Origin of the sequence: Lacibacter sediminis (assembly GCF_014168535.1) — a bacterium.
Classification (GTDB): Bacteria; Bacteroidota; Bacteroidia; order Chitinophagales; family Chitinophagaceae; genus Lacibacter; species Lacibacter sediminis.
Genome location: NZ_CP060007.1, coordinates 906117 through 925289, shown reverse-complemented (window position 1 = coordinate 925289; position 19173 = coordinate 906117). Strand labels below are relative to the sequence as shown.

23 protein-coding genes are annotated in these 19173 nt (G+C 38.9%); 8 read left to right on the top strand and 15 right to left on the bottom strand.

The window, feature by feature from the left end; translation table 11 throughout:
- The first annotated feature begins 39 nt into the window (after positions 1-39).
- Positions 40-489 (top strand): GNAT family N-acetyltransferase, encoded by a 450-nt coding sequence (locus tag H4075_RS04090; protein WP_182804411.1) that lies wholly within the window; start codon positions 40-42, stop codon positions 487-489.
- Between the two features lie 112 nt (positions 490-601).
- On the opposite strand, the gene fabD is transcribed toward H4075_RS04090, so the two are convergent.
- The 4 genes from fabD to H4075_RS04070 all read right to left on the bottom strand — a co-directional run bounded on the left by fabD (position 602) and on the right by H4075_RS04070 (position 3173).
- On the bottom strand, positions 602-1492 hold the full coding sequence (gene fabD / locus H4075_RS04085; protein ID WP_182804409.1) for an ACP S-malonyltransferase: 891 nt from the start codon (positions 1490-1492) through the stop codon (positions 602-604).
- Positions 1493-1572: 80 nt separating this feature from the next.
- Entirely contained in the window at positions 1573-2169 is a 597-nt protein-coding gene (gene folE / locus H4075_RS04080; protein WP_182804407.1) for a GTP cyclohydrolase I FolE, read from the bottom strand.
- An 83-nt stretch (positions 2170-2252) separates the two neighbouring features.
- A complete protein-coding gene (locus H4075_RS04075) occupies positions 2253-2666 on the bottom strand; it encodes a 6-pyruvoyl trahydropterin synthase family protein (RefSeq protein WP_182804405.1) in 414 nt (137 codons plus the stop codon).
- Between the two features lie 96 nt (positions 2667-2762).
- Positions 2763-3173 (bottom strand): 6-pyruvoyl trahydropterin synthase family protein, encoded by a 411-nt coding sequence (locus H4075_RS04070; protein WP_182804403.1) that lies wholly within the window; start codon positions 3171-3173, stop codon positions 2763-2765.
- A 96-nt stretch (positions 3174-3269) separates the two neighbouring features.
- Between H4075_RS04070 and mqnB the strand changes: the two genes are divergently transcribed.
- Both mqnB and H4075_RS04060 read left to right on the top strand, forming a co-directional pair.
- The gene (gene mqnB, locus H4075_RS04065) at positions 3270-3926 is read left to right on the top strand and encodes a futalosine hydrolase (protein ID WP_182804401.1); all 657 of its coding nucleotides are present in this window, start codon (positions 3270-3272) and stop codon (positions 3924-3926) included.
- A gap of 10 nt (positions 3927-3936) precedes the next feature.
- Positions 3937-4755 (top strand): 1,4-dihydroxy-6-naphthoate synthase, encoded by an 819-nt coding sequence (locus H4075_RS04060; RefSeq protein ID WP_182804399.1) that lies wholly within the window; start codon positions 3937-3939, stop codon positions 4753-4755.
- Between the two features lies 1 nt (position 4756).
- On the opposite strand, the gene H4075_RS04055 is transcribed toward H4075_RS04060, so the two are convergent.
- From H4075_RS04055 to H4075_RS04040, 4 genes are all read right to left on the bottom strand, one after another.
- The gene (locus H4075_RS04055; RefSeq protein ID WP_182804383.1) at positions 4757-6067 is read right to left on the bottom strand and encodes a cryptochrome/photolyase family protein; all 1311 of its coding nucleotides are present in this window, start codon (positions 6065-6067) and stop codon (positions 4757-4759) included.
- 30 nt (positions 6068-6097) lie between these two features.
- On the bottom strand, positions 6098-6943 hold the full coding sequence (locus tag H4075_RS04050; protein WP_182804381.1) for an aminotransferase class IV: 846 nt from the start codon (positions 6941-6943) through the stop codon (positions 6098-6100).
- An 81-nt stretch (positions 6944-7024) separates the two neighbouring features.
- Positions 7025-7708, bottom strand: a complete 684-nt coding sequence (locus H4075_RS04045; RefSeq protein WP_182806566.1) for a response regulator transcription factor — start codon at positions 7706-7708, stop codon at positions 7025-7027.
- A gap of 121 nt (positions 7709-7829) precedes the next feature.
- Complete coding sequence (locus H4075_RS04040; RefSeq protein ID WP_182804379.1) at positions 7830-8489, bottom strand: response regulator transcription factor; 660 nt, start codon at positions 8487-8489, stop codon at positions 7830-7832.
- A gap of 637 nt (positions 8490-9126) precedes the next feature.
- Between H4075_RS04040 and H4075_RS04035 the strand changes: the two genes are divergently transcribed.
- The 4 genes from H4075_RS04035 to H4075_RS04020 are packed head-to-tail and all read left to right on the top strand — an operon-like array spanning position 9127 to position 11743.
- Complete coding sequence (locus H4075_RS04035) at positions 9127-9474, top strand: hypothetical protein (protein ID WP_182804377.1); 348 nt, start codon at positions 9127-9129, stop codon at positions 9472-9474.
- A gap of 59 nt (positions 9475-9533) precedes the next feature.
- The gene (locus H4075_RS04030) at positions 9534-10199 is read left to right on the top strand and encodes a hypothetical protein (protein WP_182804375.1); all 666 of its coding nucleotides are present in this window, start codon (positions 9534-9536) and stop codon (positions 10197-10199) included.
- Positions 10200-10232: 33 nt separating this feature from the next.
- Positions 10233-11057 (top strand): sensor histidine kinase, encoded by an 825-nt coding sequence (locus tag H4075_RS04025; protein WP_182804373.1) that lies wholly within the window; start codon positions 10233-10235, stop codon positions 11055-11057.
- 35 nt (positions 11058-11092) lie between these two features.
- Entirely contained in the window at positions 11093-11743 is a 651-nt protein-coding gene (locus H4075_RS04020; RefSeq protein ID WP_182804371.1) for a response regulator transcription factor, read from the top strand.
- On the opposite strand, the gene H4075_RS04015 is transcribed toward H4075_RS04020, so the two are convergent.
- The 7 genes from H4075_RS04015 to H4075_RS03985 form a co-directional block, all read right to left on the bottom strand.
- Positions 11740-12453: a hypothetical protein gene (locus H4075_RS04015; RefSeq protein ID WP_182804369.1), complete on the bottom strand. Its 714-nt coding sequence runs from the start codon at positions 12451-12453 to the stop codon at positions 11740-11742. The two genes, H4075_RS04020 and H4075_RS04015, sit on opposite strands and share 4 nt — an antisense overlap.
- Positions 12440-12850 carry a DUF4296 domain-containing protein gene (locus tag H4075_RS04010; protein ID WP_182804367.1) on the bottom strand — a complete coding sequence of 137 codons (411 nt, stop codon included), beginning with the start codon at positions 12848-12850 and terminating at the stop codon, positions 12440-12442. Before H4075_RS04010 ends, H4075_RS04015 begins: the two co-directional genes overlap by 14 nt.
- Positions 12847-13767, bottom strand: a complete 921-nt coding sequence (porD, locus tag H4075_RS04005) for a type IX secretion system protein PorD (protein WP_182804365.1) — start codon at positions 13765-13767, stop codon at positions 12847-12849. The genes H4075_RS04010 and porD overlap by 4 nt, the downstream gene beginning before the upstream one ends.
- Entirely contained in the window at positions 13760-14959 is a 1200-nt protein-coding gene (gene coaBC / locus H4075_RS04000) for a bifunctional phosphopantothenoylcysteine decarboxylase/phosphopantothenate--cysteine ligase CoaBC (protein ID WP_182804363.1), read from the bottom strand. The genes porD and coaBC overlap by 8 nt, the downstream gene beginning before the upstream one ends.
- A 91-nt stretch (positions 14960-15050) precedes the next feature.
- Positions 15051-15392 carry a DNA-directed RNA polymerase subunit omega gene (locus tag H4075_RS03995; protein WP_182804361.1) on the bottom strand — a complete coding sequence of 114 codons (342 nt, stop codon included), beginning with the start codon at positions 15390-15392 and terminating at the stop codon, positions 15051-15053.
- Positions 15367-16197 carry an outer membrane protein assembly factor BamD gene (locus tag H4075_RS03990; RefSeq protein ID WP_182804359.1) on the bottom strand — a complete coding sequence of 277 codons (831 nt, stop codon included), beginning with the start codon at positions 16195-16197 and terminating at the stop codon, positions 15367-15369. Before H4075_RS03990 ends, H4075_RS03995 begins: the two co-directional genes overlap by 26 nt.
- 137 nt (positions 16198-16334) lie before the next feature.
- Entirely contained in the window at positions 16335-18014 is a 1680-nt protein-coding gene (locus H4075_RS03985) for an OmpA family protein (protein ID WP_182804357.1), read from the bottom strand.
- Positions 18015-18200: 186 nt separating this feature from the next.
- On the opposite strand from H4075_RS03985, the gene H4075_RS03980 reads away from it, so the two are divergent.
- A complete protein-coding gene (locus H4075_RS03980) occupies positions 18201-19172 on the top strand; it encodes a polyprenyl synthetase family protein (RefSeq protein ID WP_182804355.1) in 972 nt (323 codons plus the stop codon).
- Position 19173 lies beyond the last annotated feature (1 nt).

The window sequence follows — 19173 nt, the reverse complement described above, 5'->3', positions numbered from 1 at the left end:
GGCCCTTATACCGTCAGACGAAAATGAAACTATTTAATTATGAGTATTACTATTCGAAGAGCAACAAAAGACGATTGCCCCCGCTTGCTGGAACTTATAAAAGAGCTGGCACTATATGAAAAAGCACCAGAGGAAGTAACCGTTACACTGGAACATTTTGTTGAAAGTGGTTTTGGAACAAATCCTGTGTGGTGGGCATTTGTAGCAGAAGAGAATGAGCTTGTGCTTGGCTTTGCGTTGTATTACATCCGCTACTCCACCTGGAAAGGCCAACGCATGTATCTGGAAGATATTCTTGTGACCGAACAGGCAAGAGGAAAAGGCATTGGTAAATTATTATTCGATCAATTGATCGTTGAAGCAAAAGAAAAAAAGCTGAGCGGAATTGTGTGGCAGGTGTTGGAGTGGAATGAGCCTGCTATTAATTTCTATAAAAAGTATAATGCGAATTTTGATCCTGAGTGGATCAACTGTAGTGTGCCCATTTAAGAAAGAAGCCGCAACTTAGTTGCGGCTTCTTTTTTTTCTGCTTAACGATTCCGGCCACCGTCAGGGTTTGTAATCGCTGCAGCGGTTTCGTACATCTTACTTCGTACGTCAATTAATTCACTCCTTCTACAACCATTTCTTTATTGATTTTCTGCACCAAGCCCTGCAATACTTTACCCGGACCGACTTCTGTAAACTTACTGGCACCATCGGCGATCATTGATTGCACACTTTGGGTCCAGCGTACAGCGCCGGTCAATTGATCAATTAAATTTTGTTTGATCTCATCTTTATCCAACACTGCTTTTGCAACTACGTTTTGGTAAATCGCACATTGCGGTGTATAAAAATTTGTGCTTTCAATTTTTGCTTTTAATTCTTCACGTGCAGGCTCCATCAAAGGACTGTGAAACGCACCGCCAACGGGTAACACCAATGCACGTTTTGCACCGGCGGCTTTCATACGTTCGCAGGCAATATCAATTCCTTTTAATGAACCGCTAATCACTAATTGTCCGGGGCAGTTGTAATTCGCCGGCACAACAATTTCACCTGTTTCTTCCTGCACTTGCTTACACACTTCTTCCACTTTCTCATCTGCCAGTGCAAGTACTGCTGCCATGGTTGATGGATTCAACTGACAGGCCTTTTGCATAGCAGTTGCACGAACGCTTACTAACTGCAAAGCATCTTCAAAACTCAACACTCCATTCGCCACTAATGCACTGAATTCACCCAATGAATGTCCTGCCACCATATCGGGCTTTGCCGATTCAATGGTTTTATAAGCAATGGCTGAGTGTAAGAATACAGCCGGCTGTGTTACGTTCGTTTGTTTCAGGTCTTCATCTGTTCCATTGAACATGATATCAGAAATACGGAAACCTAAAATTTCGTTAGCTAATTCAAACAATCGTTGGGCCGATACTCCTGCATCATACAAATTCTTTCCCATTCCACTAAACTGAGAACCCTGGCCCGGAAATACAAACGCATGTTTCATAATGAATATTTAATGGCCAAAAATAAAGAAGTCTGTTGCAATAATTACAACAGACTTCCACTATCGAAAAAAAGAAAAATTTAATTGAACTTGCCGGAGATCAGTTTCAGGAATTCGCTACGTGTAGCCTGTTTCTGAAATTCGCCTGAAAAAGCTGAAGTTGTTGTTACTGAATTTTGCTTTTGCACACCACGCATCATCATGCATAAATGTTGGGCTTCTACTACCACTGCCACACCCATTGGATTCAACGACTCCTTGATAGCTTCAAGTATTTGTGTCGTTAATCGTTCCTGTACCTGCAAACGGCGACTATACACATCCACCACTCTTGCCAGTTTGCTCAACCCTGTAATATAACCATTGGGGATATAAGCAATATGTGCCTTACCGAAGAATGGAAGCATGTGATGTTCACACATACTGTAAAGCTCAATATCTTTTACAATCACCATCTCACTCACTTCCTCATGAAATTTGGCGCTTTCAAGAATTGCTTTTGCATCCATCTGGTAGCCCTGCGTCATATACTGCATTGCTTTCGCTACACGTTCTGGCGTTTTCAACAAGCCTTCCCTTTCAGGATCTTCACCTAATAAATCCAAAGCACTTCTGTAATTCTCGATCAATCCTGAAGTAACCTTTTCTTCGTATTGTTCTGTTTTTTTATAAGCCATGGTTGAATTTGAAAATTTTTGAATTTGAAAATTCGAGGACGAATTCACCTCCCGAATTCTCAATGATCATTTATTAATTATAATTATGCCGGATACTCTACAAAGTTTCTTGGTGTTTCGTACAAACGTATCTGCAAATCTTTTTCTGTTTCGATATGCGGACGCAACAGATCATGAATCACAATCGCAATATTCTCTGCTGTTGGGTTCAAATGTTTGAACTCAACTGTATCAAGATTGAGATTTTTATGATCGAAACGCTCAAGAATTTCATTCTTTATCAGATCACTCAATATTTTCAGGTCCATCACATAACCGGTGTCTTTATCAGGCACACCTGTAATTTTCACTACCAGTTCATAATTATGACCATGAAATGAAGGATTATTACACTTACCAAACACTTGGTCATTCCGTTCATTTGTCCATGCCGGATTGTATAAACGATGGGCAGCGTTAAAATGTTCGTGACGAAAGACGGATACTTTTTTTTGCATGACAGAAAACCTGGTTACATTTTACCTGCCATGAACTTTCAAAGAAGCACCTTGCAGGGCGAGTGAACAACTATAACAAGGTACGTCGCAAAAGGTTTATTCTCCAAAATATTCAACGTAAATGCGGGGCGTTTCGTAGAGTTTAATACAGTGAAGCAATACTTCTGCAGGCAGGTGTGGTTGTAGTTGTTGCCAGATAGCTTTTGCGAGATTTTCAGTAGAACACATTTTTCCCTGCATGAAATCCACATCCATATTCAGGTTCTTGTGATCGAGTTTTTCCAGCACATGAATTTTGATCAGCTCACTCAGTTTCTTTACATCAAACAAAAAACCCGTGTCTTCATTTACCTGGCCTTTGATGGTAACAAACAGATCATAGTTATGGCCATGCCAGTTTTCGTTGGCACATTTGCCAAACATGGCTTCATTCTTCTCCAGGCTCCAATTAGGATTGTAGAGCTTATGTGCCGCATTAAAATGTTCTAATCTTGTTAAGTAAACCATGCAAAAACCACCAAATTGTTGGGGCGCAAAGGTAATAAGAAAGCGGCATTTTGATGTTATTCCCCGATTTGTTTTATTCTTCCCGAAATTTGCAGCATGAATTGTTTAGTTGTTTCAGCCACCGTATTGGAAATCAAACCCTTTATTCAACATTGTCGTACCACTAATAAGCTCGATTATATTGATTTACAGCTCGATTTTTTGGTTACAGGAGTTGGCGCAATTAATACAACCTATTCGTTGATGAAGCATTTACAGGTAAAAAAGCCCGATATCGTTATCATGGCTGGTATTGCCGGGGCATTTGACAGATCACTGAATTTGGGTGATGTGGTTGCAATAAAGCAAGAAGCATTGGCAGATTTAGGTGTGCAGGAAAAGGATGGCTACAAAGATGTATTTGATTTGAAGCTGCTGGCTGCAAATGAATTTCCTTTCAAACAGAAAAAACTTGTGAATCCATTTACAGTGTTGATGGAGCGAACAAAATTACCACTGGTTGGAAGTGTTACGGTGAATCAGATTACAGCTGCTAAAAAAACAGCAGAGCTGTATGAAACAAAATACAAGGCGAAGATCGAAAATATGGAAGGTGCAGCTTTGCATCTCGTTTGTATGAAAGAAAATATTCCGTTTGTTCAGATCAGAAGCATTTCCAATTATGTGGGTGAGCGTAACAAACAGAAATGGAAACTGAAAGAAGCGGTACAGAATCTGAATAAAGAATTAATTCGTTTGATTGAAAGTTTATAAAAAGTTATTCATGACGACTTACACACTTGGCTTTTCTCCTTGCCCCAACGATACATTTATTTTCGATGCGTTGGTAAATGGTAAAATTGATACCGAAGGTTTATCATTTGATGTACAGTTAGAAGATGTACAAACCTTGAACGAATGGGCAAAAGAAGGCAAACTTGATTTTTCCAAGATCAGCTATGGTGTCTATCCCCTCGTTCGTCATCAATATAACTTATTAAAGAGTGGCGGTGCGTTGGGCAAAGGCGTGGGACCTTTATTAATTACGAAATACGAAGTACAAAGTACGAACCTCGACGAGCTTCAGCAATTCGTGAATAATTCTACCATTGCAATTCCGGGCACAAATACCACTGCACATTTTTTATTTTCACAAGCATTCCCACATGCAAAACAAAAACAGTTCATGGTTTTTCATGAAATTGAAGAAGCAGTTTTAAATGGCAAAGTTGATATGGGGGTGATCATTCATGAAAATCGTTTCACTTATCAGCAGAAAGGTTTACATAAGCTCATGGATCTTGGTGAATATTGGGAGACAACAACCGGTTATCCGATTCCGCTAGGAGGTATTGTTGGTCATCAACGAATTGATGTTGAGAAGCAACACAAAGTTGATCGTTTGATTCGTAAAAGTCTGGAGTTTGCATTTAGTAACTACCCTTTATTAACAGATTATGTGAAACAACATTCACAGGAAATGAGTGAAGAGGTAATGCGCCAGCACATTAATCTCTATGTAAACAATTACTCATTAGATCTTGGCGAAGAAGGTATGCAGGCAGTGGGACAAATGCTGCAAACTGCCACGCAACATTCCTGATTTACTTCTTTAATGCTTTGCTGTACACTTCGAGGCAACGCTTACGTGCAAGTTCATGTTGCACAATTGGTTTTACATAATCAAATCCTTCAAACTCGGGAACCCACTTGCGGATGTATTGCAACTTCGGATCAAACTTCTGCGTTTGCAAATACGGATTGAAGATGCGGAAATAAGGTGCCGCATCGCAACCACTCCCTGCCGCCCATTGCCAACCGCCGTTATTGGCAGCAAGGTCAAAGTCCAATAATTTTTTTGCGAAATAAGCTTCGCCCCATCGCCAATCGAGCAACAAATGTTTGGTAAGAAATGATGCAACGATCATTCGCACACGATTGTGCATAAAACCGGTAGCATTGAGTTCACGCATACCCGCATCAACAATAGGATAACCTGTTTGTCCATCGCACCATTTCTGAAAATCATTTTCATCATGCCGCCATTCAATAAAATCATATTCTTTTTTGAATGCTTTGCCCTCTCCTACTTGTGGGAAATGCCAAAGGATCATATGATAGAAATCACGCCAGATCAATTCGTTTAAAAAACCTTCGCTTAATCCTTGTGCTTCTCTTGCTAAATCACGAATGCTAATTGTGCCAAACCGTAAATGCACACTCAATCGGCTAGTACCATCTATTGCAGGAAAATCCCGTTGCTCTTTATATTTTTTGATAATTTCTTTTCTTGTTTCTGCAGAAGGGAATGGTAAGCCAACTGCTTCAAAACCCATTTCCTTTAATGAAGGAATAGCTACCGGTGACTGTTTGAAAAAATTAGTTGTGTACTCTTCAACCGGATAGCTCTTTAAATAAAAATCATTGAGTTTGGCTTTCCATTTTCTGCTGTAAGGAGTAAAAACCGTGTAAGGTTTGCCGTCATCTTTCAACACTTCATCTTTTTCAAAGATCACTTGGTCTTTATACGTATGAAAGGATATTCCAGCATCATTTAATTGCTGCTGAATTGCTGCATCCCGTTCTTGTGCATAGGGTTCATAATCATGATTGGTAAATACTTTATTGATTGAATATTTTCCAGCTAGCTTACGAAACGCATCTGATGGAACCCCATAATACACTTCCATGCTGCTGCCCATGCTTTGCAATTGCTGTTGCATATCTGCTATAGCATGGTGGATAAACTCAACACGTCGATCGTTCTTATCATCCAGTTTATCCAGGATGGCTTTATCAAAAACAAAAATGGGCACAACAGGCAAGCCATCTTTCAATGAATGATACAAAGCTGCATTATCATGCAATCGAAGATCTCTCCTGAACCAGCAGATATTTACTTGTTGTTTTGCCATGTGTGTATAACGATTACGCCCGCCGAATGTTTACGGAAATAACGGAGAAATAAAGCGGTGAAAAATAGTGGAGGCTTGCTGAAACCGATAAGTTCTGTCGCCCCATTTTTTCACCCAACGCAAGCCATACATGGCATTGCTTAGGAAAATTTCATCAGCTTCGGCAATTTCGTCGGGTAAATAAGCTCCTTCCTTTACCGGGAATCCTGCATTACGAAGTTGTTCAAGGACGTGACGACGCATCACACCATTGATACAACCTTCCTCTAGTTGTGGAGTATGAATGATGCCATCTTTGCTGAAAAACACATTGGCAATGGTTGCATCGCATACACGGCCATGTTGGTTGAGCACCAGACATTCATTTAGTTTTTCTGCTTTCGCATATTGGGCTGCCAATGCATACAGCAGGTAATTATTGGTTTTAAGATTGGAAAAACTATCGCAGGATTTTCTTCCAGCTTCAAACAAACCAATATCCAATCCATTTTCATTCATGCTGAATTCCTTTTTCTCCAATGGCCAGCATTGCACTAAAAAATGAAAAGGATAACTTGGTCGTTCCCAAATACCGCCTTCGCCTTTAAAAAAAGTAATGCGCACTCTTGCAGCATCAAGGCACTGATTTCTTTTTGCTACTCGAAGAATTTCTTCTTTCAATTCTGCTTCATTAAAATGCGGAGGCAATTCAAAATATAATTTGGGCAATGATTCACTCAACCGATTCCAATGTAAATCCCACAACGGAATCATTCCTTTATGCAAACGGATGGTTTCAAACAGTCCTTCTCCATATCGAAAGGAGCGGTTATCCGGATGAATACGCAACTCATCGTCCGAAAAAATCTTTTTGTCAAGGCTGTAGTAAAGTGGCATACACAGCGAAAGTAGAATAAAAAAAGAGGCGACACTTTTCAGTATCGCCTGTGCGGTTGGTTTTGGTTGAAAGTATCTTTCTTATCCTTCGATAATATTATGTTTTACAGCATAGAGAATTAACCCGGCTGTAGATCTTGCGCCAATTTTTGATTTGAGTTTATCACGAATGGCTTCAACTGTACGTGGGCTCAGGTCAACGATATCAGCAATTTCCTTTGTGCTCTTTTCTTCACACATTAAACGAAGGATATTAATTTCCTTATCGTTCAGTTTCACATCATGGCCCATCATTGCATCGCCCTGACGTTTCATTTTTAATCCATCAATTAATGCCTTGTTGGTAAGTGTGTTGAAGAAATATTCCTGCTCATGACAGGTTTTAATAGCTTCATAGATCACCTCGCTATCTGAGTTCTTGGTTAAGTATGAATTTGCCCCAAGTTCCATCAGACGGGTGATCATAGTATGTTCATCATGCATGGTAAGCATAATGATCTTAATATCAGGGTAAAGCTTTTTTACTTCGGGGAGAGTGGCAATGCCATCCATGATGGGCATTTGCACATCAAGCAAGATAACATCGGGCTGTATTGACTTTAGCATATTCAACAGGTGCATGCCATTATCGGCTTCGAAAATCACCTGAATATCCTTTTTCATGCCCAAGGCGGTTTTCACGCCAGCACGGTACAGCACGTGGTCGTCTGTAATAGCTACTTTGATTAAGTCAGTTGTTGAGTCGGCTGGTTTTACGGTTTTCATTGTGTACATAGGATATGTATGTTAAAGACAGAATACTATTTATCTGAGTGCAAGTTGTTAAATTTTTTGGTCATTTTCACAGGTAGTAGTACCTGACTTTAGAATTGTGGTTTTTACGGTTTTACTCTATCAATCGATTTCGCATTCCGTAAACAATAAGCCCTGCAATTGTTTTGGCACCAACCCTGTTTTTCATATTTTGTCTTATTGTTTCAATCGTTCGAGGGCTTAGAAAAACAATCTTTGATATCTCTTCTGTGGTTTTATCTTCTGAAAGCAATTTTAAAATCTGCAACTCTTTTTCAGAGAATTTGGTTGAGTTAGGGTAGAACTGTTTTACAGTTTTTTTGTAATTGAGTTTCAGTAACACAGCCTGATTTACGAGTTCGTTGAAATAAAAATCCTCGTTCATGCATGTGAGAATTGCATCGTAAATTTCATTGGGATCAGTAGTTTTTGTAAGGTATGCATTAGCCCCCATTTCCATCATTTTACTCACCATTTGCTGATCGTCATACATACTCAGTACAACAATTTTCACTTCTTCGTATTCCTTGCGTATCAGTTGCAAGGCATTAATTCCATCAAGCTCAGGCATCCGGATATCCATTAAAAGAATGTCGGGCTTTTTAATGGTAAGCTTGTGCATCATGTCTTTACCATCTTCGGCTTCCCAGATTAATTTGAGGTGAGGTCTGCCGCCGAGAGCCATTTTAATACCATCACGAAATATTTTATGATCGTCGGCTATGGCGAACTTAATGTTAGAATCAACAGACATGGGATATTGTGGTTTTTGAGGTTTCTGCAAAATACTCCAGAGTTTTCATACTTCAAAGAATACTATCTCCGAAAATGGGTTTGAACTTAGAAATCTTTCCCTAAACACAAAAACCAGCATCAAAAATCAACAATTCAGTGGTATTCCCCGTTCAAATAATATTGGTCAATAGTACGCTTGTTTGCCTCGACTGGGAAATGTACATTTGTTATAGATTGGAATCACAAAAGCAGGATATTATATATTTCATTAAGAGAATTTGCCAAATCGGGATTGCTGAAAAGTTAAAACGCTGCTGGTTTCAAATCACAACTCAGAGTCACGTTTTTAAAACTCACCAAAGTACTATCGCTAAGTGTTTTCACTTATGCACATTTTTTTCACACAGTACTACTACTTGCGCCTTTCCCGTGTATAATTCACGTTGATTTCCCATTTTTGAAATAGTAATTTTACGTAAAAATTATCGTAATATTGCTTTAGTCTAATTACTTATTACCTGAATTTTAAGATGTAAAATGTTGGATTAATGTGAGTTGTAGTATTCTCTACTACTTATTCACATAAGAGGCTCTTGCATAGGCGTTCAATTTTTGAAAATTTAGAGTCTTAAACTTCACTTCTTAAACCTACAACTATGCAAAAAGAATTACTTCAAAAACCACAAGTAGAAACCATTGGCCGCCACATAGGATTCGAAGCTGGCGAAGAAATGGCTAAACGTTTTTTCGACAAACACCCTGAACAGCATTATGCTAACACAATGGGAAGAGAAATGATCGAAAAGATCCTTGCTCAACCTGGTTGTGCAGGCATTACAATTGTTCCCGGTTATAACGAACAAGGTATCCGCCAAGCTATTTTAGTTGGTGTTGACAGCAACATGAACCCAATTTTAAACTACAACGTCGTAAAAGTTACAGGCGAATTGGAATCTGAAGAAGGATTGGTGAGCGATCAAACATTTAAAACAGCTGGCTGGTAATTTATAGTGGGTTTAAACAAGTCTTTAAACTTCATTATATTTGACTCCAAAACTAGTATTTGGAGTTTTTAGAAACTATAGCAAGACTTTCTTTATTACTACCCTGTTTTCTCTTTTTTCTTCGTAAGCGAAGTCAAAGCAGAGAAAATTGGGTAGTTTTTTTATTCATTATATTTTCCATTTTACAACAGGCCGCTTTTGTTATTAGTGCTAAAACCAATCATCCTGAAGTTGTTCAATTAATTAGTTTTTTTAATCCTTTAACCTACCTGATCTTTATTTATTTCTTTTTCCAACAAGTATTGGTTGGGCCTATGAATAAGAAGCTCACTTTGATTTGTACGATTGCTTACGCTGCCTTTCAATTCATTCCTTTTCTCTTTGAAACAACATCGACTACTACTTCTATTGTCACAACCGTCAATACAGTCTTCATTCTCCTTTTTTGTCTGCTTTACTTTTTTGAACAAATACGTTTCCCAAAAACGATATTCATCTACACCCAAAGTTCGTTTTGGTCAATTGTAGGATTTCTGGTATTTACAGCCGGTACATTTTTTATATTCTGGTATAACAACATCATCAAGCAATCTGAGGTTTTTGAAAATCAATATATCATTATCCATGCTTTGATTTTTATCATCAGGAATTTGTTATTTTCAATTGCCTTTGTAATAAAACCGGATAAGCAACCCTTAACAGACAGCCATTTGTCCCTAACCTAAACGAAACACTAACCAAAACCACTGCCACTACAAATGTTTTTTTTACAAGCCACAAATTCAACCAACGTAACCTATGTTGTGTATTTCGGTACATTCGGGATGTTGTTATTGGCTATCGGCTTAATTGTATTTATTGTTTTTCATCAACGTAAGGTGATCTACTTCCAATTACGGATGAAAAAAATGCAGGAAGAACAACAGCAGATGATGCTGCAGGCTTCAATTCAAAGCCAGGAAGAAGAACGGCAACGTATTGCTGCAGATCTGCACGATGATGCTGGCCCGCTTTTAGCTACAGTTCGCTTATATCTTAATGAGAATCTTATTCATCAAGATCAGGGGACACAGCTACAAAGTATCTACAATGCAAAACAAATTATTGATGATACCATTCAATTGATCAGGAATATGTCGCACAGCCTTATTCCTCCCACATTGAAGAACTTTGGATTAGAGAGTGCTGTAAATGACATGTTTCAAAAGATCAATGGCAGCGGATCGATCAGCGCTAGCGCACGATTTCATGATTATAAGCGCCGATTGAAGCTGGAATATGAATTATCTATCTTCAGGGTACTACAAGAACTGGTAAATAATACGATCAAACATAGCCATTCAAGTTTTATTCATCTAACACAAAACAAGACCGATCAATATATCTATATCCGTATGCATCATGATGGAGAAGGATTAACGCAAACAGAGTATGAAAAGCTGAGAGATACTCCTCAGGGTATGGGTCTTAAAAACATCTACAGCCGTGTCAAGATATTAAACTCAAAAATCCTTTTTGAAAAAGACCCGTCAAATACATATTTTAAAGTAACCATTGAGATTCCGATTGAGGCGATGTTATAACAACTGAAAACACTAACTTTACAACCCTTGATCTTATGAACCAAATTAAAGTTGCAATAGCAGACGACCACCAGATTTTTCGAAAAGGAGTGATCCTTTCTTTAAGATCGTACACAAACATCAGATTTGTTCTTGAAGCTGAAAATGGCGAAGAACTATTAGCTGGTTTGGCGGAAGCTCAGCCCGATGTAATTCTAATGGATTTACGTATGCCCGGCAAAGATGGCATTGAAACAACTAAGGCTGTTAATAAACTTTATCCTGACATGCATGTGCTGGTTCTAACCATGTATGAAGATGAGCGTTTTGTAACCCACTTAATGGAAAATGGTGCAAATGGGTATCTCTTAAAAAGCTCCGATCCATCCGAAATAAAAAAAGCGATTCTTGAAGTATTTACTAAAGGATATTACCTCAATAATTTTGTGAACAGAATACTCCTGAAAAAATCACATAACAAGGTTAAATCTATTCCTACACTTAACAGCGAAATTCAGATATCAGATAAAGAAAAGCAGGTAATACGACTGTTGTGCATGGAATACACTGCCCAAGAAATAGCCAAAGAAATGGAGATCAGTGCAAGAACGGTAGAAGCAATTAAAGACCGTTTAATGGAACGTTTTGGAGTTAAGAATTCTGTTGGGCTTGTTTTCTTTGCAATGAAAAATTCACTGATTGATTAAGCAACGAGCATTGATCGGATATGTTCCTGCAAAAGTGATTTTTGAAAAAACTCTTCAATATACTTCGACAGTTTAGGGTTCACTTTACTAAGTATTTCTAAATCTTTCATACCGAAGTCATAAGCTTTTTTTACAGCCTCGCCGTTGTCTCCAAGCTCAATGATCATGTTCTCATCTCCATTCTTTCTATCATCTTCGAGATCCTTGAAATCATCGAGTAATAAAACAGGCCTTGCTAAAGAATACCAGATTGGCAAAAAAGACCTTACCCATTCATCAGAAACATCAAGATCAACTAATGTAAAAAGAAAGCTGTCTGAACGTGCAAGTGCTTTATGCTTCGTCTCAAACTCAAAATAAGAGGTTTCTTTTCCTGAAAATAAAGCAAAAAGATCTGCGGCCAAATGTTGCTGTTTTACTTTCCCATTCAACAAAACTTTGCACTCTGTAAGAAATTCTGAAAACGTAATTTCATTGTGTTCGTAACGGCCTACTTTATCGAACCCTTGTTCCATTAATGCTACGTGGTCGTCTTGCAGCAAAACATCGGTTGAGATACCGCATTTATGTACAAGATCAAACATGAATGGTATTGCCTGGAAGCCAAAACCAAATGAGATATAGATACGTTTATTTTTCCAGTAAGCATTATCAGCTGGTACTTTCCGTTCGTTGGCAAAATAGTGAGCGATCTCACTATTTATTCCCATCTCTGATTCTAATTTTCGGGCTGTTATTACCATTCGGCTTAGGTTTAACGGTATCGGTCGTTAATTTAAGATTTTCTCTGTTAAGTACTGCGGAAACGGAATCAGAAATAACCCGAAGAAGATCGGGTCGACTCAGATAAAAATTATAACTCCGCATAAATTCATTCTTAGTCACTCCGTGTAGTTCGAATATTTTCAGAAAGTACGCAGCATTTGCATCCTTAATTTTCAATGAAGTGTCTTTGAATGATCTTTCGGTAGACAAAGCATCGGCAAGTATTAAATCGGTTAGTACCTTTTGAAATTTCTCCGGGCCAAGAACATTGGCTGGTGGTTTTTTAGTCTCAGAACATGCAACTACACCAAATAAACATAACAGTAACAGCATTTCTCTCATCGAAGTTCCTGTTTATATTTATTCGAATTGGTAACATCAAGCCGGCTTAATATATCAACCACTTTTGTTTTTTCCTGCGGTGGTGCTTTTTTAAAGAGATTGATCAGTTCATCAGCTTTGCCTAACATGAAAAACTGTACGATCATTAGATTAGGCGTTTCCCTGTTCAGGTTATCAAGGTATACCAAAGAGTTCATCACTTCTGTTCTTGCACCAGCTTCATTTTCATACAAATAATCCATTCCTTTTCTGTAGTAATTATAATACACATCGTGTATTACAGTATAACGGTTGTTGATCAGATTTTCTGTAAGCCAATACCTGTTGCGATTATTATTTTCAAACGACTTCCATCCAGAAATTTTACTGGCATCAGGAGCATTGTTAACGATGTTGAGTGCTTTCTGGAAATAAGGATTACCGCCACGCAATGAGAAAGATTCATAATCGAATCCAACTATTATGTAGGCATAATATGCCATTACAGCTGTTAAATTTGAAACCAATGGATCAGAACCTGATATCCGGTTTTCATTAAACTCCATCGGTTGCGATTCTATGTATTTAAAATCGAAGTTTGGATCTTTAAAGTTGATGATCGGAGATACATATGAAGTGGAGTAAACCGGGCGTGCAGCCTGGATAGTGATACTTGCCGAAAATACATTTGGCTCACCCATCCCTTCAAGATTAATTAGAATCTGGCAGTTAATCTTTTCGTTCTGTTTGAAATTATCTGCAGACCAGCGTCGGTTATTTAGAAATGTAGTAAGAGAAGCTTCAAGGGTGCGAAATATTTTCCTGTCAATCGTTGTTGGGATCTGATTATCTACCACACGAACCCTCGCATTCAGCTCCTGTGCATTACTGAACCATGATAAAAAGCAAAATAGAAAAAGGAGTAAGCCTTTATGCATGCATCATTTTTTTTATGGTGTTCACAATATCCTTCGCAACTTCTTTCTTCGTCTTTACTGTAAACGAATATTCATGCCGGTTCTTGTCGAATATGGTGATTTTATTTGTATCACCACCAAACCCGGCACCTGCGTCGTTCAGTGAATTCAGCACGATCATATCTGCATTTTTTGAGCTCAGCTTTCCCAAAGCATATTCTTTTTCGTTCGTTGTTTCAAGAGCAAAACCAACCAAATACTGATCAGGCTTTTTCATATCGCCCAACGATGCAAGAATGTCCTTTGTCTTTTTCAATTCAATCTGCATGCCGCCCTCGTTCTTCTTTATCTTTTCAGCGGCAATTTGTACAGGAGTATAATCAGCAACAGCCGCAGACATGATTGCCAGTTGAGAATCGGGGAAGTGCTCAATACTTTTTTGATACATCTCTTCCGCACTATTTACCCGTATTACCTTAATAGAATTACTTGTTATTTGTTGAGAAGACGGACCCAGCACTAACACCACTTTTGCGCCACGCATAGCCAGTTCATCCGCTATCGCAATGCCCATTTTACCACTTGAATGATTGCCAATAAATCTTACCGGATCAATTGATTCGTACGTGGGGCCAGCAGTTACCAATATTTTTTTGTCTTTAAATTCAGAGCCGGTCAAAAAAAAACCTTCTACTGTGTGCATGATGCTTTCAGGCTCGGCCATTCGTCCTTCGCCAACAAGTCCGCTTGCAAGCTCCCCCGCTTCAACAGGGATGAGATGATTGCCATAAGACTGAAGAGTGTTGATATTCCTTTTTGTTGCCGGGTGTTTCCACATATCTTCATCCATTGCAGGGGCAATCATTACCGGACATGTTGCTGATAGATAAACAGCCAGTAAAAGATTATCGCACATGCCATTTGCCATTTTAGCTAATGTATTACAGCTTAATGGAGCAATTAACATCAGATCGGCCCAACGGCCAAGTTCAACATGGTTAGCCCAGCTGTTCTCATCAAACAGATCGATAAGTACATTGTTCTTTGATAGAGTGGTGAGTACAAGTGGCGATACAAAATCTTTTGCAGAAGGAGTGAGTATCACTTTTACTTCTGCGCCTTCTTTAACCAGCAAGCGTACCAACAAAATGGATTTATAGGCAGCAATGCTGCCTGTAATCCCTAATACGATTTTCTTTCCCTGTAGCTTCATCTGAAAATGAAAATAGAGTAAAATATTCAATAAAAAAACAGGAATGGCGGTCGTATACTGACCGCCATTAAATCATTTATTCAAGTTTGAATTAGGAGAACAGCTCATTCTCTGCTCTGCGATGATATACTTTATCATCAACAAATTCCTGTGTTGCAAGCAAAGCAGGGTTAGGCATTCTTTCGTAAGCCTTTGATATCTCGATCTGCTCCTTGTTCTCATGAATTTCTTCAAGACTATCAGTGTGACTTGCAAACTCTTCCAGTTTATTATGCAATTCTTCCTTTAAGGAAATATTGATCTGGTTGGCACGTTTGGCAATAACAGCAATTGATTCATATAAATTACCTGTTTTCGCCTTCAAGTCAGCCACATTTTTTGTTTCAACAACATTGCTGGTGTTGGCGCTAACTTTTCGTATCAGTCTGCTCATTTTTATTTGGTTTTAAATTATTTGAAGAAAGATTAAAATATTTTTCTGCGTCTTTTAAAAGTTTGCTTTCCGGGAAGCGATCAACAAAATCATAGTATTCTTCAATCACTTTCTGAAAACGTTCCTTTTGTTTTTCCTCAATACTCATTTGTGCGTATTGATAGTAAGATTTTATGATCATTAACTTATACTCATCAGCTCTCTTCGATTCAGGATAGCTATTCAATAAGTTAGTGAAGGTAATTGCTGCAGCTCTATGTGAACCTACATTATAATAAAGCTCAGCACTTTTATACTCCTTCTCTTCCAGCTTTGCGTAGCATTCTTCAATAATTTTCTTTGCGTCTTCGGCTTTTGAAGATTCAGGATAGTTATTAAGATGAGCCTGCATCGAGCCAATTGCTTTTTGAGTCGCTGTTTGATCAAGATCAACACCAGGCGATTGTTTATAATAACAATACGCTCGCATATAATCAACCTCCGCAGCCTTTTGGCTTTTTGGAAATACTTCCAGGAAACCTTTAAAAAGATTCTCTGCACTCAGGTAATCCTTCTGATAAAAGCCACAGTAAGCGTACTTATAATAAAGATCTTCAAACCGTGGGTCGTTCCTTAATAAAGGAAACAGATCTTCGTAAAGAATCTGCGCCTTACTATATTTCTTGTTGGCATAGTATTGTTCTGCCATACCAAGTTTATACTCAACGTCTTTACTCTTGAGGATATTTGTAATAGTCTTTTTATTACACCCTGCAAGTGAGCCAATAACAACCACGAAAAATACAAGACGGATAATCAAATTCATAAAAGCCAGCAAAGTTAAGATTTTCGGGCAAATTAGGGCTATCCTTTTTCTGAACAGGAAAACACCGGTTAATCTTTTCCTAAAGAAAAGCCCCCCGGATGACCGGAGGGCTTTATAAGCAATTAGTCTATACCAACTTATTTCTTTTCTGCACGGAGCTCAACTACTGAAGGATCACCTTCATGGCAGTCATACTGAGCAACCACACGGTCAGCGCTGATACCTTGTACTTCTACCAGATATTTAACGATAGCGTCAACACGCTTCTGACCTAAGGCCTGACCTGATTTGCTCTTAGCAGCACTACCGCAAACGATCAGTTTACATTCTGGGTTACCACGGAGTGAAGTAGCAACGCTACCAACCAGTGCTTTACCTTCTGCGCTTAATGAGCTGGAGTTGCCAGCGAAATTGATACTTGGAAGGTCAACCAGGTTACAAGCAGGTAATGGAGCTTGAATGTTTTTGCAGCACTCAGGATCTGGGCACTTACCAACACCGTCAGCATCTACTGGCTGGCACTGAGTTGGGGTGATCAATTCCTTATCCTTACAATCAGGAACGCCGTCACCATCAGTATCACGAGCAACACCATGAGTATCAACCGGGCAGCCAGCAGGGGTGTTTGGTTCGTTATCGAACTGATCAGTTACACCATCACCATCAGCATCATCTAAAACTGGTTTTGGAAGCTTCATGTGACGTGGAGCATTCAATTCGTTGTAAGCATAATCCAAAGGATTTAACCACCAAAGAGGCTCAACTGACTTAGCACCAAGGCTATAGTTGAAATTTATATTTGTATAATGCCAGTTATCGAAATCACGAGTTAAAGACGCATCCCCAAAAGAATGCTCTTGCCAACGTTGTCCATCAAGAAGATCATCTTTCACAATAGTCAAAACTTCTTCAACACCAATGCTGAAACGCTTACCTACTTTGAAAGCTAAACCTGCACCAACTTGTACCATTGGGCGGAAAGTCATATCAAATAATTTAGGACGACGCAATTGATGACCATCAGCTGTGCTTTCGTATTTTTTATCCATTGCCGATTTCAAATCACGACGGATATCACGCTTATTCTTATTCGCAACCTCGTATTTTGCATAGATGGCTGCAAAGTCTGCTGCATAAGTTCCGCCATTTGCATTTTCAGCATCAATTTTTGTTTCGTAAACCATGCCGCCAATACCACCAAGACCATAGATGATAAAGCTGGTTTTTGATTTGTGGAAACGGATATTATTCAAGGTGATGATACCTTGTAACGCCAATTGATGAGACACAGTTCTGAAATTGTAGTAAACAGGATCTCCTTGCTCAGGACCAAAAGGGTATGCCTGAGTAGGATCAACGCTACTTACTTGATATAACTGACCAGGTATTTGACCGGGAATTGGAGCATTAGGCCACTGCGTATTTACAGGGGCAACATAACTTGAAGCCCATGCTGGATTCTTTGCATAGTTAAATGCTGGAGTCCAGTTCAAACCTTTTGCGATACCACCTGCGTATTGAAGTCTTGCAGAGAAAATATAACCGAAAGCTTTACGTACATGTGCACCCCAACCAATTTGAGGAACAACAGGAGTTACGTCGCCGGCTACCAGAACATTACCAACACTTAAGCCAATTTCCCACTGGTTACGTGGTTTTGCCGGAAAAGGTTGTTGGTTCTGTAAAAATTCGTTGTGTTGAGCTTGTGACTTTTTAGGAATCAGAGAGGAGTCTTTCCAATCGTAGCTCTGAGCGGTAAGATTTGTTAAAATAAAACATAGGGCCCCTATAAGAAGGGTGTACTTTTTGCTTGCCATAGTTGTTGTAATTAAGTTTCGAAAATTCCTGATGATTAATGCAAAAATAGAGATCACAGTTTAAAAAGCAAATTTTTTGCAATTTATTTACAATCAGATAGTCATATAAGACCTATTTCGCACAAATATAGCTGCATTCTATCCAAATTACATGAAAGATCTTCAATTAATGTAATTTGCCGATCCATGAGCGCTTCCTCCTCCATTCAATTATTGGTCAAAGACGAATTACAGGCTTTTGAAGAAAAATTCCGCCAAGCTGTTAAAAGTAGGGTATCCCTGCTCGATCGGATCATGCAATATATTATCAAGCGGAAAGGGAAGCAGGTGAGGCCCATGTTTGTGTTCCTGAGTGCAAAATTGTTTGGCCCCATTACAGAAAGTACTCACCGTGCAGCTGCCCTTGTCGAATTATTACATACCGCCACCCTTGTCCATGACGACGTAGTTGATGAATCGATGGAGCGGAGGGGCTTTTTTTCCATTAATGCGCTTTGGAAAAACAAAATCGCCGTTTTAGTGGGAGACTATTTGCTTTCAAAAGGCTTGTTGCTTTCGCTGAAAAACGACGATTTCACCACCTTGAAAATATTATCGGAAGCTGTTGAAAAAATGAGTGAAGGGGAACTCCTTCAAATAGAAAAGACCAGGAAACTCAACCTAAGTGAAGAAGTATACTTTGAGATCATCAAAAATAAAACAGCTTCACTCCTCTCTTCTGCATGCGCCGCAGGCACATGGTCTACCACAATGGATACCAAAAAAACGGAACAGATGAAGTTGTTTGGAGAGAAGGCCGGTATTGCTTTTCAGATCAAAGACGATTTGTTTGACTATGGCAGCGCTTCTATTGGTAAACCAACGGGCAACGACATCAAAGAAAAAAAACTGACACTCCCTTTAATTTATACGTTGAATAATGCCGAACCTTCAAAGAAAAAAGAGTTGATCTATCTACTCAAAAACGAAAACAGGCAGAAGAAAAACGTACAGTACATCATTGATGAAGTAATAAAAGCCGGCGGCATTACATATGCTGCCGAAACCATGAACCGTTACCGTGATGAAGCGATCGCTATTCTTCATCAATTTCCACAAAATGAAATAAGAGATGGACTTGAAGCATTGGTAAGATATACCACCGATAGAAAATATTAAG

Coding starts and splice junctions, on each gene's coding strand:
- H4075_RS04090 (WP_182804411.1), top strand. CDS start 40: ATGAGTATTACTATTCGAAGAGCAACAAAAGACGATTGCCCCCGCTTG.
- fabD (WP_182804409.1), bottom strand. CDS start 1,492: ATGAAACATGCGTTTGTATTTCCGGGCCAGGGTTCTCAGTTTAGTGGA.
- folE (WP_182804407.1), bottom strand. CDS start 2,169: ATGGCTTATAAAAAAACAGAACAATACGAAGAAAAGGTTACTTCAGGA.
- H4075_RS04075 (WP_182804405.1), bottom strand. CDS start 2,666: ATGCAAAAAAAAGTATCCGTCTTTCGTCACGAACATTTTAACGCTGCC.
- H4075_RS04070 (WP_182804403.1), bottom strand. CDS start 3,173: ATGGTTTACTTAACAAGATTAGAACATTTTAATGCGGCACATAAGCTC.
- mqnB (WP_182804401.1), top strand. CDS start 3,270: ATGAATTGTTTAGTTGTTTCAGCCACCGTATTGGAAATCAAACCCTTT.
- H4075_RS04060 (WP_182804399.1), top strand. CDS start 3,937: ATGACGACTTACACACTTGGCTTTTCTCCTTGCCCCAACGATACATTT.
- H4075_RS04055 (WP_182804383.1), bottom strand. CDS start 6,067: ATGGCAAAACAACAAGTAAATATCTGCTGGTTCAGGAGAGATCTTCGA.
- H4075_RS04050 (WP_182804381.1), bottom strand. CDS start 6,943: ATGCCACTTTACTACAGCCTTGACAAAAAGATTTTTTCGGACGATGAG.
- H4075_RS04045 (WP_182806566.1), bottom strand. CDS start 7,708: ATGAAAACCGTAAAACCAGCCGACTCAACAACTGACTTAATCAAAGTA.
- H4075_RS04040 (WP_182804379.1), bottom strand. CDS start 8,489: ATGTCTGTTGATTCTAACATTAAGTTCGCCATAGCCGACGATCATAAA.
- H4075_RS04035 (WP_182804377.1), top strand. CDS start 9,127: ATGCAAAAAGAATTACTTCAAAAACCACAAGTAGAAACCATTGGCCGC.
- H4075_RS04025 (WP_182804373.1), top strand. CDS start 10,233: ATGTTTTTTTTACAAGCCACAAATTCAACCAACGTAACCTATGTTGTG.
- H4075_RS04020 (WP_182804371.1), top strand. CDS start 11,093: ATGAACCAAATTAAAGTTGCAATAGCAGACGACCACCAGATTTTTCGA.
- H4075_RS04015 (WP_182804369.1), bottom strand. CDS start 12,453: ATGGGAATAAATAGTGAGATCGCTCACTATTTTGCCAACGAACGGAAA.
- H4075_RS04010 (WP_182804367.1), bottom strand. CDS start 12,850: ATGAGAGAAATGCTGTTACTGTTATGTTTATTTGGTGTAGTTGCATGT.
- porD (WP_182804365.1), bottom strand. CDS start 13,767: ATGCATAAAGGCTTACTCCTTTTTCTATTTTGCTTTTTATCATGGTTC.
- coaBC (WP_182804363.1), bottom strand. CDS start 14,959: ATGAAGCTACAGGGAAAGAAAATCGTATTAGGGATTACAGGCAGCATT.
- H4075_RS03995 (WP_182804361.1), bottom strand. CDS start 15,392: ATGAGCAGACTGATACGAAAAGTTAGCGCCAACACCAGCAATGTTGTT.
- H4075_RS03990 (WP_182804359.1), bottom strand. CDS start 16,197: ATGAATTTGATTATCCGTCTTGTATTTTTCGTGGTTGTTATTGGCTCA.
- H4075_RS03985 (WP_182804357.1), bottom strand. CDS start 18,014: ATGGCAAGCAAAAAGTACACCCTTCTTATAGGGGCCCTATGTTTTATT.
- H4075_RS03980 (WP_182804355.1), top strand. CDS start 18,201: ATGAGCGCTTCCTCCTCCATTCAATTATTGGTCAAAGACGAATTACAG.